Origin of the sequence: Bradyrhizobium sp., from assembly GCF_027451485.1 — a bacterium.
Taxonomy (GTDB): domain Bacteria; phylum Pseudomonadota; class Alphaproteobacteria; order Rhizobiales; family Xanthobacteraceae; genus Bradyrhizobium.
The window spans coordinates 57127-73034 of sequence record NZ_DAIDJE010000061.1 but is presented as its reverse complement, the minus strand read 5'-3'; the positions used below and the strand labels follow the sequence as shown (position 1 = coordinate 73034).

Annotated in this window: 14 protein-coding genes; 12 read left to right on the top strand and 2 right to left on the bottom strand. The window is 62.4% G+C overall.

Translation table 11 applies throughout. From position 1 onward, the window contains the following. Window positions 1–121: 121 nt before the first annotated feature. Window positions 122–2218, bottom strand: coding sequence for a 3-hydroxyacyl-CoA dehydrogenase NAD-binding domain-containing protein (locus NEZ08_RS08915; protein WP_298106243.1), 2097 nt, complete (start codon window positions 2216–2218; stop codon window positions 122–124). Between the two features lie 234 nt (window positions 2219–2452). Here NEZ08_RS08915 and NEZ08_RS08910 point away from each other — a divergent pair, with 234 nt between their 5' ends. The 8 genes from NEZ08_RS08910 (at window position 2453) to NEZ08_RS08875 (ending at window position 10904) form a co-directional block, all read left to right on the top strand. Then, on the top strand, window positions 2453–3316 hold the full coding sequence (locus tag NEZ08_RS08910) for an IclR family transcriptional regulator (RefSeq protein WP_298106242.1): 864 nt from the start codon (window positions 2453–2455) through the stop codon (window positions 3314–3316). 57 nt (window positions 3317–3373) lie between these two features. Further along, window positions 3374–4171, top strand: coding sequence for an ABC transporter ATP-binding protein (locus NEZ08_RS08905; protein ID WP_298106241.1), 798 nt, complete (start codon window positions 3374–3376; stop codon window positions 4169–4171). Beyond that, window positions 4168–4878 (top strand): ABC transporter ATP-binding protein, encoded by a 711-nt coding sequence (locus NEZ08_RS08900; RefSeq protein ID WP_298106240.1) that lies wholly within the window; start codon window positions 4168–4170, stop codon window positions 4876–4878. The genes NEZ08_RS08905 and NEZ08_RS08900 overlap by 4 nt, the downstream gene beginning before the upstream one ends. A gap of 11 nt (window positions 4879–4889) precedes the next feature. Continuing rightward, window positions 4890–5768 (top strand): branched-chain amino acid ABC transporter permease, encoded by an 879-nt coding sequence (locus tag NEZ08_RS08895; protein ID WP_298106239.1) that lies wholly within the window; start codon window positions 4890–4892, stop codon window positions 5766–5768. 2 nt (window positions 5769–5770) lie between these two features. Then, on the top strand, window positions 5771–6814 hold the full coding sequence (locus tag NEZ08_RS08890; protein WP_298106238.1) for a branched-chain amino acid ABC transporter permease: 1044 nt from the start codon (window positions 5771–5773) through the stop codon (window positions 6812–6814). Window positions 6815–6838: 24 nt separating this feature from the next. Next, window positions 6839–8050 (top strand): ABC transporter substrate-binding protein, encoded by a 1212-nt coding sequence (locus NEZ08_RS08885; protein WP_298106237.1) that lies wholly within the window; start codon window positions 6839–6841, stop codon window positions 8048–8050. A 209-nt stretch (window positions 8051–8259) separates the two neighbouring features. After that, on the top strand, window positions 8260–9492 hold the full coding sequence (locus tag NEZ08_RS08880) for an ABC transporter substrate-binding protein (RefSeq protein ID WP_298106236.1): 1233 nt from the start codon (window positions 8260–8262) through the stop codon (window positions 9490–9492). 131 nt (window positions 9493–9623) lie between these two features. Continuing rightward, a complete protein-coding gene (locus NEZ08_RS08875; protein ID WP_298106235.1) occupies window positions 9624–10904 on the top strand; it encodes a DUF4147 domain-containing protein in 1281 nt (426 codons plus the stop codon). Window positions 10905–11001: 97 nt separating this feature from the next. On the opposite strand, the gene NEZ08_RS08870 is transcribed toward NEZ08_RS08875, so the two are convergent. Continuing rightward, window positions 11002–11499 (bottom strand): MarR family winged helix-turn-helix transcriptional regulator, encoded by a 498-nt coding sequence (locus tag NEZ08_RS08870; RefSeq protein ID WP_298106234.1) that lies wholly within the window; start codon window positions 11497–11499, stop codon window positions 11002–11004. Window positions 11500–11661: 162 nt separating this feature from the next. Here NEZ08_RS08870 and NEZ08_RS08865 point away from each other — a divergent pair, with 162 nt between their 5' ends. The 4 genes from NEZ08_RS08865 to NEZ08_RS08850 all read left to right on the top strand — a co-directional run bounded on the left by NEZ08_RS08865 (window position 11662) and on the right by NEZ08_RS08850 (window position 15848). Then, a complete protein-coding gene (locus tag NEZ08_RS08865; protein WP_298106233.1) occupies window positions 11662–12702 on the top strand; it encodes a branched-chain amino acid ABC transporter permease in 1041 nt (346 codons plus the stop codon). Further along, window positions 12702–14471: an ATP-binding cassette domain-containing protein gene (locus tag NEZ08_RS08860; protein WP_298106232.1), complete on the top strand. Its 1770-nt coding sequence runs from the start codon at window positions 12702–12704 to the stop codon at window positions 14469–14471. The genes NEZ08_RS08865 and NEZ08_RS08860 overlap by 1 nt, the downstream gene beginning before the upstream one ends. Beyond that, window positions 14468–15175, top strand: coding sequence for an ABC transporter ATP-binding protein (locus tag NEZ08_RS08855; RefSeq protein WP_298106231.1), 708 nt, complete (start codon window positions 14468–14470; stop codon window positions 15173–15175). The genes NEZ08_RS08860 and NEZ08_RS08855 overlap by 4 nt, the downstream gene beginning before the upstream one ends. A 157-nt stretch (window positions 15176–15332) precedes the next feature. Continuing rightward, a complete protein-coding gene (locus tag NEZ08_RS08850; protein ID WP_298106230.1) occupies window positions 15333–15848 on the top strand; it encodes a MarR family transcriptional regulator in 516 nt (171 codons plus the stop codon). Window positions 15849–15908 lie beyond the last annotated feature (60 nt).

The following is a 15908-nucleotide window of genomic DNA, read 5'->3' as shown; positions in this document are numbered from 1 at the left end:
GGGCGCGATGCACCACGCACGTCGTCGTTCCGGGGCGCGCAAAGCGTGAGCCCGAAACCTCGAAATTCCGGGGCAGGCGCTGACGCACCATCCCGGAATGACGTGAGCTTGCAAAATCCCATCACGCCGCCTTCGACTCCCGCGCCCACGAGGCAAACGTCTTCCCCTCGGCGGCAAGCCGCTTGAGCAAAGGCGCAGGTTCCAGCGATGGGTCGCTGGTCTCCTTGGCATAATGGGAGAGACGGTCGGCAATGTGCTTCAGGCCGACCTGATCGGCATAGAACATCGGGCCGCCACGATAGACCGGCCAGCCGTAGCCATAGAGCCAGATTACGTCGATGTCGCCGGGTCGCGCCGCGATCTTCTCCTCGAGAATCCGCGCGCCTTCGTTGATCATCGGATACATCATGCGCTCGAGAATTTCCTCGTCGCTGACCTGGCGGCGCTTGCGCCCGAGGCGCTGCAACGTCTCGTCGATCAGCTTCTCGACCTCGGGATCAGGCAGCGGCGCGCGCGACCCGCCTTCATACTTGTAGTAGCCCTTGCCGGTCTTCTGGCCGAAGCGGCCCGCCTCGCACAGCGCATCGGCGATCTCCGACTTGATGCCGCGGTCCTTTCGCGAACGCCAGCCGATATCGAGACCGGCAAGATCGCCCATCGCAAACGGGCCCATCGGCATGCCGAATTTGGTGACGACAGCGTCGACCTGCTGCGGCAAGGCGCCTTCGAACAGAAGCTTCTCCGCCTGTTTGCCGCGCTGGGCGAGCATGCGGTTGCCGACAAAGCCGTCGCAAACGCCGACGACGGCCGGAACCTTCCCAATCCTGCGGGCAACGGCAACGGCCGTAGTCAGCACGTCAGGCGCCGTCTTTTCCGCGCGGACGATCTCGCACAGCTTCATCACATTGGCCGGTGAGAAGAAGTGCATGCCAAGCACGTCCTGCGGACGCTTGGTCTCCTTCGCGATCTCGTTGATGTTGAGATAGGAGGTGTTGGAGGCGAGCACCGCGCCCGGCTTGGCGTACTTGTCCAGCGCGCCGAACACTTCCTTCTTGATCGCCATGGTCTCGAACACCGCCTCGATGATGAGGTCGGCATCCTTGACGTGTTCCAGCCCGACGACGCCGTTGATCAGCGCCATGCGCTTGGCGGGCGCATCTGCCGGAATGCCGCCGCGGGCGGCGGTCGCCTCATAGTTCTTCTGCATCACGCCCATACCGCGCTTGAGCTGCTCCTCGCCGGTCTCGACCAGGGTCACCGGAATGCCGGCATTGGCGAAAGACATCGCGATACCGCCGCCCATGGTGCCCGCGCCGATGATGGCGACGCGCTCGACGTTGCGCGGCTTGGTTCCCTCCGGCACGCCGGAGATCTTGGCGGCCTCACGCTCGGCGAAGAACGCATAGCGCTGTGCCTTGGACTGATCGCCGGTGACGAGCTTGGTGAAACCTTCCCGCTCCTTCTTCAGCCCTTCGTCGAACGGCAGGTCGATTGCCGCACCGACGGCATCGGCCGCCGCAAACGGCGCCTCGAGCCCGCGCGCCTTCTTTGTCATCGCCGCGACCGCGTTTGTAAAGATCGAGCGGTCGGCCCTCGCCGCCGCCAGCTTGCTGTCGTCGTCACGCAGTTTCCGCAGCGGCCGCTTCTCGGCCAGAATCTTGCGGGCAAACGCCTCGCCGCCGGCGGCGGGACCTTCGACGATCTCGTCGATCAGCCCGTTCTTGAGCGCATCCGAAGCCGAAATCGGATCGCCGCCGACGATCATCTTGACCGCGAGTTCCGGACCGACCGCGCGCGGCAGCCGCTGCGTTCCGCCGGCGCCGGGCAGCAGCCCGAGCTTCACCTCGGGCAGGCCGAGCCGGGCTTCCTTGACGGCAACCCGGAAATGGCAGGCGAGCGCGACCTCGAGGCCGCCGCCAAGGGCGGTGCCATGAATGGCAGCAACCACGGGCTTGGGCGAATTTTCGATTTCGGCCAGCACCTCGTGAAGGCTCGGCGGCTGTGGCGGCTTACTGAATTCGGTGATGTCGGCGCCGGCGATGAAGGTCCGTCCAGCGCAGGTCAGAACGATCGCCTTGACTTCGGAATCCGCGATCGCGCGCTTGACGCATTCGTTGATGCCGCTCCGCACTGCGACGCTCAGAGCATTGACCGGAGGACTATTCACCGTGACGATGGCGACGACGTCGTGACGTTCAAGACTGACCACTTCACTCACGGAGATTCTCCCTCGATGTCCTGTTCTTGCGCAGCTCAATTAACGCAGATCTATGAATTCCGCATTGCGGAATTCAATTCCGCATCTTGACAGGGAGGGTTATTTTGAAGCACGTCCCTTGTCAACAAAGCCCCGCGCAGTTGAGGGGCCGGGTTCAGTTTCGGTTGTTAGGCTCGCGGGTACGTCGGCAGCGAACATCAATTCACTCCACCAGGCGAGCATCGGCAGAAGCATATGAAGCGTCAGGGCAAGAAAGTGGCGACCGATCGCAGTTTTGTCGTCGCGCTTTCCCGCGGTCTCGATGTGTTGCGTGCATTCCGGCCAAACGACGGACTTCTCGGCAACCAGGAGATTGCGGCGCGGACCAACCTGCCGAAGCCGACGGTCTCCCGGCTGACTTATACGCTCACCAAGCTCGGTTACCTGGCGCCGGTTCCGCGGTTCGAGAAATATCAGCTCGCGCCGGCAGCCATGGCGCTCGGCTATGCCGCGCTCGCCAATCTCGGCGTTCGACATTTGTCGGAACCGTACCGGGAAGAATTGATGCGCGAGACCGGCGGTGCCGTCGCCATCGGTGGCCGTGATCGCCTCAGCATGATCTATTTCGGCCAGAGCCGCGGCATGACCATTGGAGTTCAGCTTGACGTCGGCTCGCGTGTCCCGATCGCCACCACCGCCATGGGACGCGCCTATCTCTGGGCGTTGACCGAAGAAGAACGAAGCGAGTTGCTCCAGGAGCTTAAGGAGCACTACGGCCCGCGCTGGGCCCGCATGCGCGACGGCATCGAGCGTGCCGGCGAGACCGTCGCCAAGCATGGCTTTGTGATCTCGGCGGGCGAGTGGCACGACGACATTGCAGCAGCCGGCGTAGCACTAAAGCTTAATGACGGAACCGGCCCTTATGCGTTTAACTGTGGTGCGCCAGCCTTCCGTTTTACGGAAGAACGGCTGCGCACTGACATTGGCCCTCGTCTGGTGACGATGGTCAGGAATATCGAAGCGGCACTCGGTGGAATGGCACCGCAAATAAAAAAACAGGAAGGCCGGAAACTGAAAGCAGGAGGGAAAGTTGCGCGTGTGGTTGAGGGGATCAGATAGCTTTCGCCGCCTTGATTCAGCCAGGGCTCCAGCCCGTTCCGGCGCGTGCGGTGAACGATGAACGCGGCTCAGACGGCGCCGGCCACATCGCCGCTTCTTGCCGTTTGTGACGTCAGCGTCGCGTTCGGCGGTATCATTGCCCTGAACGGCGTGTCGTTCGAGATGCATCACGGGCAGATTCTTGGCCTGATCGGACCGAACGGGGCCGGCAAGACCACGCTTTTCAACTGTCTCAGCCGGCTCTATCAGCCGAGCTCGGGCGATATCCTGCTCGAAGGGACGAGCATTCTGAAGCGCCCGCCGCACCGCATCGCCGAAATCGGCATCGGACGCACCTTTCAGAACGTCGCTCTGTTTTCCAACCTGTCGGTGCTCGACAACGTCCGGGTCGGCGCGCACGCCCGGACGAACAGCGACATCCTAAGCGACTCCTTGAGACTTCCCAAGGTGCGCCGCGATGAGGCCGCGCTCAACGACCGTGTCCACGAGATCCTCGGCTATCTCGACCTCGAAAGCGTTGCCCGCAGCATTGTTTCGGGACTGCCATTCGGGACACAAAAGCGCGTGGAGCTGGCGCGGGCGCTCGCGGCCGAGCCCAAGATCCTGCTGCTCGACGAGCCCGCCGGCGGCCTCAATCACGAGGAAGTTCACGCGCTGGGCGACCTGATCCGGCGCATACGCACCGACCGCAAGGTCACGGTGCTGCTGGTCGAACACCATATGGGCCTTGTGATGTCGATCGCCGATCATGTGGTCGCCCTGAACTTCGGCCGCAAGCTCGCGGAGGGTACTCCGGCCGTCGTGCAGTCCGATCCCGATGTGATCAAGGCCTATCTCGGGAGCAAGGACCAATGACCGCGCTCCTCAACATCAAGGCGCTCAACGCCTATTACGGCCAGGTCCAGGCGCTGCATGGCCTCGAATTTTCGCTGAACGAAGGCAGCGTGACGACGCTGCTCGGCGCCAACGGCGCCGGCAAGACCACCACGCTGCGCGCGATCTGCAACATGGTTCGCACCACAGGCGCGATCGAGTTCGCCGGCGCTCCGTTGTCGAGCCGTCCCACCGAAAACATCGTCCGTCTCGGCATCGCCCATGTTCCGCAGGGCCGCGGCACGTTCACCACCATGACGGTCGAGGAAAACCTTGAGCTCGGCGCGATCACGCGCAGCAAGGCCGGGATCGCGGCCGATATCGAACGCATGTACGCGTATTTTCCCGTTCTCAAGCAGCGGCACACCCAACAGGCCGGCACGCTTTCCGGCGGCGAGCAGCAGATGCTGGCGGTGGCACGCGCGCTGATGCTGCGGCCGCGCCTGATGCTGCTCGACGAACCCTCGTTCGGGCTTGCCCCGCTGATCGTGCGCGACCTGTTCAGGATCCTCGGCAAGATCAACCGCGAGGACAAGGTCACGATCCTGGTGGTCGAGCAGAACGCGCAGCTCGCGCTGGAAATTGCCGACCACGCCTATGTGATCGAGACCGGCCGCATCGTGATGTCCGGCAAGGCCGCCGAGATCGCGGATAATGAAGACATCCGGAAATCGTATCTGGGCTACTAGGGAACGCCGCCATGGACCTTCTCCTCAACCAGATCCTGGCCGGAATCTCGACCGGCGCGATCTATGCCTGCATGGCGCTTGCGGTCGTCATGATCTACCAGGCGATTGATCATCTCAATTTCGCGCAAGGCGAAATGGCGATGTTCTCGACCTTCATTTCCTGGCAATTGATGCAGTGGGGCTTGCCTTACTGGGTCGCCTTCGCGATTACCCTTGTCCTCTCCTTTATCGGCGGCATCGTGATCGAACGACTGTTGTTCAAGCCGCTCGCCAAGGCGCCGATCCTGACCAACGTCGCCGGATTCATCGCGCTGTTTGCGATTCTCAACAGCAGCGCCGGCCTGATCTGGGATTTCACCATCAAGGAATATCCGACGCCGTTCGGCTCCTCGCCGTTCCTCGGCAGCCAGTTGATCTCGACCCATCAGGCCGGAATGATCGGGGTGACGGTGCTGCTGCTGATCGCGCTTTACGTCTTCTTTCGCTACACCAGGATCGGGCTTGCGATGCGCGCCGCCGCTTCGGTGCCGGAATCGGCGCGGCTCGTCGGCATCAACACCTCGTGGATGATCGCGCTCGGCTGGGGCATGGCGGCTGCGATCGGCTCGATCGCCGGCATGCTGATCGCGCCGGTCGTGTTCCTGGAGCCCAACATGATGGTCAGTATCCTGCTCTATGGCTTTGCCGCCGCGGTGCTCGGCGGCCTGACCAGCCCGTTCGGCGCGGTGATCGGCGGATTTCTGGTCGGCATCATCGAAAATCTCGCCGGCACCTACATTCCCGGCGTCGGCAATGAACTGAAGCTGCCGATCGCCCTGGCGCTGATCATTACCGTTCTGGTCATCAAACCGGCCGGCCTGTTTGGCCGGCCCGTCGTCAAGCGAGTTTGAGCATGAGCGCCGTGCAGGAAGTCGTCACCGAAGCACCGGTCATCGAAGCCGTTCCGAAACGGGCGATGACGCTGGGCGCAGGCACCTCGCTCGTGATGCTGGCGCTTTTGATCCTTGTGCCGTTCTTCGTGAAGAACTTCATCATCTTCCAGCTGACCATGCTGCTGGTCTACGGCCTGGCGGTTCTCGCGCTCAACATCCTGACCGGCGGCAGCGGGCAGTTCTCTCTCGGACAAAGCGCCTTTTACGCGGTCGGCGCCTACACTTCGGCGATCCTGATCGAAAATGCCGGCATGAACTACGCCCTGACGCTGCCAGTCGCCGGCTTCATCTGTTTCCTGTTCGGCTTCCTGTTCGGCCTGCCCGCGCTGCGGCTTTCCGGCGTTTACCTCGCACTGGCGACTTTCGCGCTCGCCACCGCGATGCCGCAGATCCTCAAGCTCGGCTATCTCGAAGCCTGGACCGGCGGCGTACAGGGCCTGGTGGTGACCAAGCCCGATCCGCCCGACATCGTGCAGGGCGTGCTTGCATGGTTCCACCTGAAGATGTCGCAGGACATGTGGTTCTATTACTTCACCCTCGCGATCACGGTTGCGATTTACGTCCTCTCCCTGAACCTGCTGCGATCGCGCTCGGGCCGCGCCTTCATGGCGATCCGCGACAACGAGATCGCAGCCTCCGCCATGGGTGTCGACGTTGCGCTCTATAAGACGCTGGCGTTCGGCGTGTCGGCCGCCATCACCGGCATCGCCGGCGGATTGGGCGCGATTGCCGTGCAATTTGTCGCGCCCGACGGCTACACCATCACGCTCGCGATCTCGTTGTTTCTCGGCATGGTGGTCGGCGGGGTCGGCTGGCTGCCCGGCTCGATCGTCGGCTCCGCCTTCATCATCTTCGTGCCGAACATCGCCGAAGGCATTTCGAAGGGCCTTTCCGGCGCGGTGTTCGGCGTCATCCTGTTTATCGTCATCTTCCTCGTGCCGCACGGCGCGAGGCAGGTCGCCATGGTCGCCCAGCATCTGCTCGGCAGGCTCAAGAAACGCTAAAACGCTTCAAGGAGAAAATGAGACATGACGCTTTCGAAACGTAGGTTGCTGATTGCGGCGATCGCGGTCGGGCTCACCTCGACCTGCAACGCGCTGGCGCAAAAAAAATACGACACCGGCGCCACCGACACCGAAATCAAGATCGGCAACATCATGCCCTATAGCGGCCCTGCTTCCGCGTACGGCGTGATCGGCAAGACCGAAGCGGCCTATTTCAACAAGATCAACGCCGAGGGCGGCATCAACGGCCGCAAGATCAAGTTCATCAGCTATGACGACAGCTACAGCCCGCCGAAAGCGGTCGAGCAGGCGCGCAAGCTCGTGGAGAGCGATGAAGTGCTGTTGATCTTCAACCCGCTCGGCACGCCGTCGAACACGGCGATCCAGAAATACATGAACGCCAAAAAAGTCCCGCAGCTGTTCGTTGCGACCGGCGCCACCAAATGGGACGAACCGAAGCAGTTTCCATGGACCATGGGCTGGCAGCCCAGCTATCAGGGCGAGGCGCGGATCTACGCCAAATACCTGCTCAAGACCAAGCCCGACGCCAAGATCGCCGTGCTCTATCAGAACGACGATTTCGGCAAGGATTACCTGAAAGGCCTGAAGGACGGGCTCGGTGCCAAGTCGTCGATGATCATCGCCGAGGAAGGTTACGAGACCTCCGAGCCGTCGATCGACGGCCACATCGTCAAGCTCAAGGCCTCCGGCGCCGACGTGTTCATCAGCATCACGACGCCGAAATTTGCCGCTCAAGCCATCAAGAAGCTGGCGGAGATGAACTGGACGCCGCTGCACATCCTGACCAACGTCTCGGCATCGGTCGGCGGCGTGATCAAGCCGGCGGGATTCGAGAATTCGCAAGGGATTCTCTCGGCCGCCTACGCCAAGGACGGCGCCGATCCGCAGTGGAACAACGATCCCGGCATGAAGAAGTTTTTCGACTTCCTGGCCAAGTATTATCCCGACGCCAACAAGCTCGACGGCTCGGTGGTGTACGGCTACGGCGCTGCGCAGACCATGGTGAAGGTGCTGCAAATGTGCGGCGACGATCTCACGCGCGCGAACGTGATGAAGCAGGCCGCGAGCCTGAAGGATTTCACGCCGGACACCCTGCTCCCGGGCATCTCCATCAACACCTCGCCGACCGACTTCGCCCCGATCAAGCAGTTGCAGATGATGCGCTTCAAGGGCGAGAAGTGGGAATTGTTCGGCGACATCATCTCGAGCGAATAGAGCAGGCGGACCGCCGGCGTTTCGCCCTGTGGAAACGTAAACGCCGCAAAACGCCTACTAAAGACGCAGCCCTTCGCACCTGGTGCGGAGGGCTTTTTGTTGTGAGCAGTCTGGTAAAATGATACGCAAAGGGTGGAGCCATCAAGAGCTTTCGGTGAAGAAAGCCAAGCCAGACACAGCATCAGAGACTGGACAAGAGGGAGAACGTCATGACTGTTTTTGTAAACAGAATTGCGACGGCATCCGTTGCCGTCGTCACGCTGCTTGCCGTATCGACGAGCGCTGCGCTCGCGCAGAAGAAATACGATACCGGCGCCACCGACACCGAAATCAAGATCGGCAACATCATGCCCTATAGCGGCCCGGCTTCCGCGTATGGCGTGATCGGCAAGACCGAGGCCGCCTACTTCAAGATGATCAACGAGGCCGGCGGCATCAATGGCCGCAAGATCAATTTCATCAGCTATGACGACGGCTACAGCCCGCCGAAGACGGTCGAGCAGGCCCGCAAGCTCGTGGAGAGCGACGAGGTCCTGTTCATCTTCAATTCGCTCGGCACGCCGCCGAACTCGGCGATTCACAAGTACATGAACGCCAAGAAGGTGCCGCAGCTCTTCGTTGCCACCGGCGCCACCAAATGGAACGACCCCAAGCACTTCCCTTGGACCATGGGCTGGCAGCCGAGCTATCAGAGCGAGGCACGCATCTACGCCAAGTACATCCTGAAAGAGAAGCCCAATGCCAAGATCGCGGTGCTCTATCAGAACGACGACTACGGCAAGGACTACCTGAAGGGCCTGAAGGACGGACTGGGCAGCAAGGCCGCTTCCATGATTGTTGCCGAGGAAAGCTATGAGACCTCCGAACCAACCATCGACAACCATATTGTCAGGCTCAAGGCGAGCGGCGCCGATGTCTTCGTTGACATCACGACGCCGAAATTTGCGGCTCAGGCGATCAAGAAAGTCGCAGAGACCGAGTGGAAGCCCCTGCACTTCCTCAACAACGTCTCCGCATCGCTCGGCTCGGTGATCAAGCCCGCCGGATTTGATAATTCGCAAGGGATCATTTCGGCCGCCTATATGAAGGATGTCTCCGACCCGCAATGGGCCAATGATCCCGGCATGAAGCAATTCCTGGCCTTCCTCGCCAAGGACTTCCCCGAAGCCAACAAGCTCGACGGCTCTGTCATCGTCGGTTACGGCGTTACGCAGACCCTGTTACAGGTGCTGAAGCAGTGCGGCGATAATCTCACCCGCGAAAACGTCATGAAGCAGGCCGCGAACCTGAAGGACTTCCGCACCGAAGTTCTGCTGCCCGGCATCAAGATCAACACTTCGCCGACCAATTTCGCTCCGATCACGCAGCTTCAGCTGATGCGGTTCAAGGGTGAACGCTGGGTGCTGTTCGGCGATATCATCAGCGGTGATGTCAACGGCTGACGCCTTGTTCCGACCGATGAGCTGAACACCCCCGCTGGGTGCCCAGCGGGGGTTTTCTTTTGCCGCAATGCGGAGGATAACGGCGTTCCTGTCCGCCCCCTCGCCTCCTGCTGAACGAAGCCAGAAACGCCATGACCGACAGACGCCCTCTCCTGCGCGCGATTTTCGATGCGGCGGTCGCCGCCGCGCATCCCGACGTCGTGCTGTCGGCTCACCTGCGTCCCGTTCCCACAGGCAGGATCATCTGCCTTGCCGCGGGCAAGGGGGCAGCGGCGATGGCCGCCGCCGCCGAACGGCATTATCTCGATCGCCTGAGGTTCGATCCGGCGCGGCTGTCCGGCATCGCCACCACCCGGCACGGTCACGGCGTGCCGACTCGGCGGATCAAGGTGATCGAGGCAGGTCACCCGGTGCCTGACGAGGCCGGGCTGAAAGCCGCCGACGAGACGCTCGCGCTGGCGCAGACGGCGGGGCCGGACGACCTGCTGCTGGTGCTGCTATCGGGCGGCGGCTCCGCCAACTGGATTGCGCCGGCCGATGGCGTGAGCTTCGCGCAGAAGCAGCAGGTCACCCGCGCGCTGTTGCGCTCGGGCGCCCCCATCGGAGAGATCAACACCGTTCGCAAGCATCTGTCACGGATCAAAGGGGGCCGGCTCGCCCGCGCCGGACAGCGCGCCGAACTCGTCACCCTCGCAATCTCGGATGTGCCGCATGACGAGCCGTCCGCGATCGCATCCGGCCCCACCGTGCCGGATCCGACGACGCTGGCGGACGCGCGTGCCATTGTCGCGAAATACCGCCTCGACATCGACGATGCAGTGCGCCGCGCGCTCGACGATCCAAAAAACGAAAGCTGCAAGCCGGACGATGCCGCCTTTGCCCGTGCCGAATTCGAACTGATCGCGCGGCCGAAGGCGTCGATCGACGCTGCGGTCAAGGCCGCGGCCGAGGCCGGTTATGCAATCATCGAACTCGGCGCAGATCTTGAAGGCGAGGCGCGCGAGGTCGCGGCCGAACATGCGAGCCTCGCGTTGAAGGCGCGCGCCGAAGGCAAGCGAGTTGCCATTATTTCCGGCGGCGAACTCACGGTTACGGTGCGCGGCCAGGGACGCGGCGGTCCAAACCAGGAATATGCGCTGGCATTGGCTGGGCTTCTGAAGGACACGCCGGATATTTCGGCGCTCGCCGCCGACACTGACGGTGCCGACGGCGGCGCGGGCAGCGCTTCCGATCCCGCCGGCGCCCTCATCGATCACCTGACTTTCTCGAAAATGAGATCGCTCCACCTCGATCCCAACGCCTATCTCGCCAACAACGATGCGACCGCGTTCTTTACCCTGACCGGCGATCTGCTGCTGACCGGTCCCACGCTCACCAATGTCAATGACGTCAGGGTGATTTTGGTCGATTGATTGACACTGGTGGTGAGGAGCGTGTCGTCACATGTCTCGAACCATAGCGGAAGGTCATTCTTCGGAACGGCGCTGAGCGCCTGCTCAGGATGAGCGCTCAAAATTCATCCGCAATCTTCGCCAGCATTGCGACGAGCGCTGCGCGGTTGTCGGCGCCCAACAAGTCATTCAGCCGCGCTTCGTGCTTCGCTGCGACGAGCTTCTTCGCCCGCGCCAACACAGCCTTGCCCTTGTCAGTCAAAACGAGATGATGCGATCGGCGGTCGTTAACCGATCGGATCCGCGCGCACAGATCCCGACTCTCCAGGCCGTCGAGCATCGCTACGAAATTCGGCCGCAGGATGCCGAGCGTACTGGCGATTTCGGTCTGGTTGCGGCCCGGATTGCGGTCGAGGAGCAGCAGCACGGAAAACTGCGCCGGGGTCAGTTGCAGCGGCGCCATACAGCGCAGAAAATCCTCGAAGATCTTCAGCTGGGCGCGCTTCAGCGTATAGCCGATCAGTTCCGACAGTTCGCCGAGTTCAATGGGGACGTCCTCGGCCTCCTTGCGGGCGGGACGCTGCGCCTTGGCGGCCTCGTTAGCGGCTCTGGTCATCGCTCGATGTTCACTCTTGCGCTATGCTTGCAAAACGTCGCCAACGCGGGAGGTCTTGAGGTTATATTTGATAATTGTTATGGACCATATCAAAATAGCTGTGCGGATTTCAACCGCCGCGACATCAGGGACCGACGCAAGGGACCGAAGGGGAGCGCCTGATTGAACACGACCATCGTGCTGTTCCTGCTTCAGGACGGCATTACCAATGGCGCGATCTATGCCCTTCTCGGCCTGGCGCTGGTTCTGGTCTTTGCCGTGACCCGCGTCATCCTGATCCCGCAGGGCGAATTCGTCACCTATGGCGCGCTGACCTATGCCACGCTGGCGTCCGGCCAGGTGCCCGGCACCGCGCACCTCGTGCTCGCGATGGGCATCGCGGCTTTCGGCCTTGATCTCTTGATGCGCAGGCGAACATTGCGGCTCGGTTCGGTCGGCCGGAGCCTTGCGATCAACATCATCCTGCCGGCGGCGATCCTGGCGCTCACACTGGCGCTGACCGGCAAGGAGACCCCGATCGCAATCAATATCGCGCTCTCCCTTCTGATCGTCGGCGCCATCGGGCTCTTCCTGTATCGCATCGCCTTTGCGCCGATCGCGCATACTTCGGTGCTGGTGCTGCTGATCGCCGCTGTCGGCTGCCATCTCGCGCTGCAGGGGATCGGCCTTGTCTTCTTCGGCGCCGAAGGCCAGCGCGGACCACCGCTGTCGAACGCGGCCTTCACCATCGCTCCCTTGCGCTTCTCGGGTCAGAGCATCGCCGTCTACGCCGTCACGCTCGCGCTGATCGCCGGACTATGGCTTTTGTTCAGCTTCACGCTGTATGGCAAGGCGCTGCGAGCCACGGCTGTCAACCGGCTGGGCGCGCGGCTGGTCGGCATTCGCACCGCAATGTCGGGACAGATCGCCTTCCTCCTCGCCGCCGTCATTGGCGCCATTTCCGGCATCCTGATCGTGCCGATCACCACGCTCTATTACGACACCGGCTTTCTGATCGGACTGAAAGGCTTCGTCGCCGCGATCATCGGCGGTCTCGTCAGCTATCCGCTGACCGCTGTCGCCGCACTCTTCGTCGGAATCATTGAGGCCTTCTCTTCGTTCTACGCCAGCAACTTCAAGGAAGTGATCGTGTTCGCGCTCATCATTCCGGTGTTGCTGTGGCGATCGCTAGCAACGCCCGCTGCCGACGAGGAAGATGACTAATGCGACAGCGGCTGCCGGTGATCCTGTTCGCGCTTGTGATGGCGGCCGTTCCGTTCATTCCCGGCATGCCGCCGTTCTGGATCGTCCTGCTCGACAATATCGGATTATCGGCGCTGGTCGCGATGGGACTCGTCCTGCTCACCGGGGTCGGCGGCTTGACCTCGTTCGGCCAGGCAGCGTTTTGCGGCTTCGGCGCCTACACGACCGCCGTATTGACCACCGCTTACGGCGTCTCGCCATGGCTGACGCTGCCGCTGTCGCTGCTGGTGAGTGGACTGTTTGCCGTCGTGCTCGGCATTGTCACGGTGCGGCTTTCCGGCCACTACCTGCCGCTCGGCACCATCGCGTGGGGGCTTGGCCTGTTCTATCTCTTCAGCAAGCTCGAATTCCTCGGCCGCAACGATGGCATTTCCCAGATTCCGCCGCTTGCGATCGGATCGCTGAAGATGATCGCTCCGGACACGATCTACTTCGCGATCTGGGCCGCGGTCATCCTCTGCGCTTCGCTGACCATGAATTTGCTGGATTCCCGCACCGGCCGCGCGATCCGGGCGCTGCGGCGCGGGCATGTCGCGGCCGAAGCCTTCGGCATCAAGCCGCCGCAGGCCAAGCTCCTGGTTTTCATTTACGCCGCAGTGCTCGCCGGACTGTCCGGCTGGCTCTATGCGCATTTCCAGCGCGCCGTGAATCCGACGCCGTTCGGCGCCGAGGCGGGCATCGAATATCTCTTCGTCGCGGTGATCGGCGGCGCCGGCTATGTCTGGGGAGGCGTGCTCGGAGCGGCCATCGCCGTCATCCTGAAGGAGGTCCTTCAGGATTATTTGCCTTATCTGCTTCACAGTGAAAGCCAGCTCGAGACCATCGTGTTTGGCATGTTGCTGGTCCTGTTGCTCCAGCTCGCGCCCGGCGGCGTCTGGCCCTGGTTGATGCGGCGATTGCCGTTGCGGCCCGACCGCAAGCGAGCCGATCCCTCGCTGGTCTTGCCGCCGCGGGAAAGGCCCGCCGCCGCCAGCGGCACCTTGCTGCGGATCGAGCACGCGCGGAAGCAATTCGGCGGCGTGGTCGCTGTCAACGATGTCTCATTCGGCGTCGATGCGCGCGAGATCGTCGCCCTGATCGGCCCGAACGGCGCCGGAAAAAGCACGACCTTCAATCTCATCACCGGCGTGCTCTCGGCGTCCGCCGGCACGATTTCGCTGCTCGGCCGCACGCTTCGCGGCGCTTCGCCACAGGACATCACCCAACTCGGGGTTTCCCGCACCTTCCAGCACGTCAAGCTCATTGCCGACATGACCGTCCTCGAAAACGTCGCGATCGGCGCTCATCTGCGCGGGAACGCGGGCGCGCTCGCCAGCATGCTGCGCCTCGACCGTGGCGACGAAGCCAGACTGCTCGCCGAGGCAGCGCGGCAGATCGAGCGCGTCGGGCTCGCCGGGCAGGCCCATATGCTGGCCGGAAGCCTGTCGCTCGGCCAACAGCGCATCGTCGAGATCGCGCGCGCCCTGTGCGCCGATCCGGTGCTGCTCCTGCTGGATGAGCCGGCGGCCGGGTTGCGCCACATGGAAAAGCAGCGGCTCGCAGCCTTGCTGCGCGAGCTTCGCGACGGCGGCATGTCGGTATTGCTGGTTGAACACGACATGGGATTTGTCATGAATCTTGCCGACCGCGTCGTCGTGCTCGACTTCGGCACGAAGATCGCTGAAGGCACGCCCGCGGCGATCAAGGCCAACCCGGATGTGATCCGAGCCTATCTCGGAGCCGTGGCATGAGCGCGCTTCTTCGGGTGAGCGATGCCCATATCGCCTATGGCAAGGTCGAAGCGGTGCGTGGCGCTTCGCTCGATGTCGCGGCGAACGAAATCGTCACCATCGTCGGGGCCAATGGCGCCGGCAAGACGACGCTGCTCAATGCCATCATGGGCATACTGCCGCTGAAGGGCGGCGCAAGCTTTGCCGGCATCGATCTGGCGCGGCTCGAGATCGAAGACCGGGTCGTTGCCGGCCTGAGTCTCGTGCCCGAGCATCGCGAGCTTTTCGCCGCGATGGGCGTCGAGGACAACTTGCGGCTCGGTGCCTTCCGGATCGGCAAGGCAGTGGCCGCGCACGCACTCGAACGCGTCTACACTCTGTTCCCGCGGCTGAAAGAGCGGCGGCTGCAACTGGCGGGGACGCTATCGGGTGGTGAGCAGCAGATGCTTGCGATGGGTCGCGCGCTGATGGGTTCGCCGAAGTTGCTGATGCTGGATGAACCGAGCCTCGGGCTCGCGCCGATCATCGTCGCCGATATCTTCCGCACCATCTCCGAATTGCGCGCCGGCGGCGTATCGGTGTTGTTGGTCGAGCAGAACGCGAAGGCCGCGCTGCAAATCGCCGACCGCGCCTACGTCATGGAGCTCGGCGAGTTCGTGCTTCAGGGCTCGGCAAAAGACGTCGCGGGCGATGCCCGCGTGGCGGCGAGTTATCTCGGCGTCTAGTAACTCCATGGCAGAGTTGCTGGATGACTGAGCGCCGGACCATTCGTCCGAACAAAAACAGCATCAGTTGATTTATCGCAACTCCCGCGGCGCTTTAACGTCCGATATTGACCGTCAAGTTCAACACTAAAATTTTTTTTAAGGAGCTTGTGCGTAGGTGCAACGCAACAGGCCAGATCAGACAAATAAGGCTCTCAGCAAGGCGGGTGACAACGTGTTGATGAAAGCGCGGCTGTTATCGAGAGCCATCACGGAAATTTACGAGAGCGAACTTGAGCCTTTCGGCATCGGGGCGATCCAATTCGCTCTTCTGGATCTCATCGGCCGAACCGAGCCAACGACCCGCGCGGCCATTGCCCGGACCCAGCAGTTGGATAAATCGACCCTCACGCGAGACCTGAAGGCGATAGTCTCCGAAGGATGGGTCGAAGAAGTCCACGAACAGGCGGACGGACGAAGCAGACCCATCGCCCTAACCCAAGCGGGGAAGCAACGGCTGCTTGATGCGGCATCGGCCTGGCGCGCGGCGCAGCACAGGGTCGAGACCTTGCTGGGCGCGGAAGGGGTGACCGCGCTCATGGGCAGCGTCGAACGCTTTGCCAAGCCATTTGCGACCCGTGGAGCGCGCGTTGGGGTCAGAAAAACAAGCCAGCATCCGGCGGCTTGTGACTAGTCCGCCGATCTGAAGTCCCCGCACCACAAGCGGCGAAATGATCAGGGATTCGCTGGGCAT

What these genes read in the sequence shown, in the direction of transcription:
- NEZ08_RS08875 (WP_298106235.1), top strand. Translation starts at nt 9,624, where the DNA reads ATGACCGACAGACGCCCTCTCCTGCGCGCGATTTTCGATGCGGCGGTC.
- NEZ08_RS08900 (WP_298106240.1), top strand. Translation starts at nt 4,168, where the DNA reads ATGACCGCGCTCCTCAACATCAAGGCGCTCAACGCCTATTACGGCCAG.
- NEZ08_RS08855 (WP_298106231.1), top strand. Translation starts at nt 14,468, where the DNA reads ATGAGCGCGCTTCTTCGGGTGAGCGATGCCCATATCGCCTATGGCAAG.
- NEZ08_RS08885 (WP_298106237.1), top strand. Translation starts at nt 6,839, where the DNA reads ATGACGCTTTCGAAACGTAGGTTGCTGATTGCGGCGATCGCGGTCGGG.
- NEZ08_RS08905 (WP_298106241.1), top strand. Translation starts at nt 3,374, where the DNA reads ATGAACGCGGCTCAGACGGCGCCGGCCACATCGCCGCTTCTTGCCGTT.
- NEZ08_RS08880 (WP_298106236.1), top strand. Translation starts at nt 8,260, where the DNA reads ATGACTGTTTTTGTAAACAGAATTGCGACGGCATCCGTTGCCGTCGTC.
- NEZ08_RS08910 (WP_298106242.1), top strand. Translation starts at nt 2,453, where the DNA reads ATGAAGCGTCAGGGCAAGAAAGTGGCGACCGATCGCAGTTTTGTCGTC.
- NEZ08_RS08890 (WP_298106238.1), top strand. Translation starts at nt 5,771, where the DNA reads ATGAGCGCCGTGCAGGAAGTCGTCACCGAAGCACCGGTCATCGAAGCC.
- NEZ08_RS08870 (WP_298106234.1), bottom strand. Translation starts at nt 11,499, where the DNA reads ATGACCAGAGCCGCTAACGAGGCCGCCAAGGCGCAGCGTCCCGCCCGC.
- NEZ08_RS08895 (WP_298106239.1), top strand. Translation starts at nt 4,890, where the DNA reads ATGGACCTTCTCCTCAACCAGATCCTGGCCGGAATCTCGACCGGCGCG.
- NEZ08_RS08860 (WP_298106232.1), top strand. Translation starts at nt 12,702, where the DNA reads ATGCGACAGCGGCTGCCGGTGATCCTGTTCGCGCTTGTGATGGCGGCC.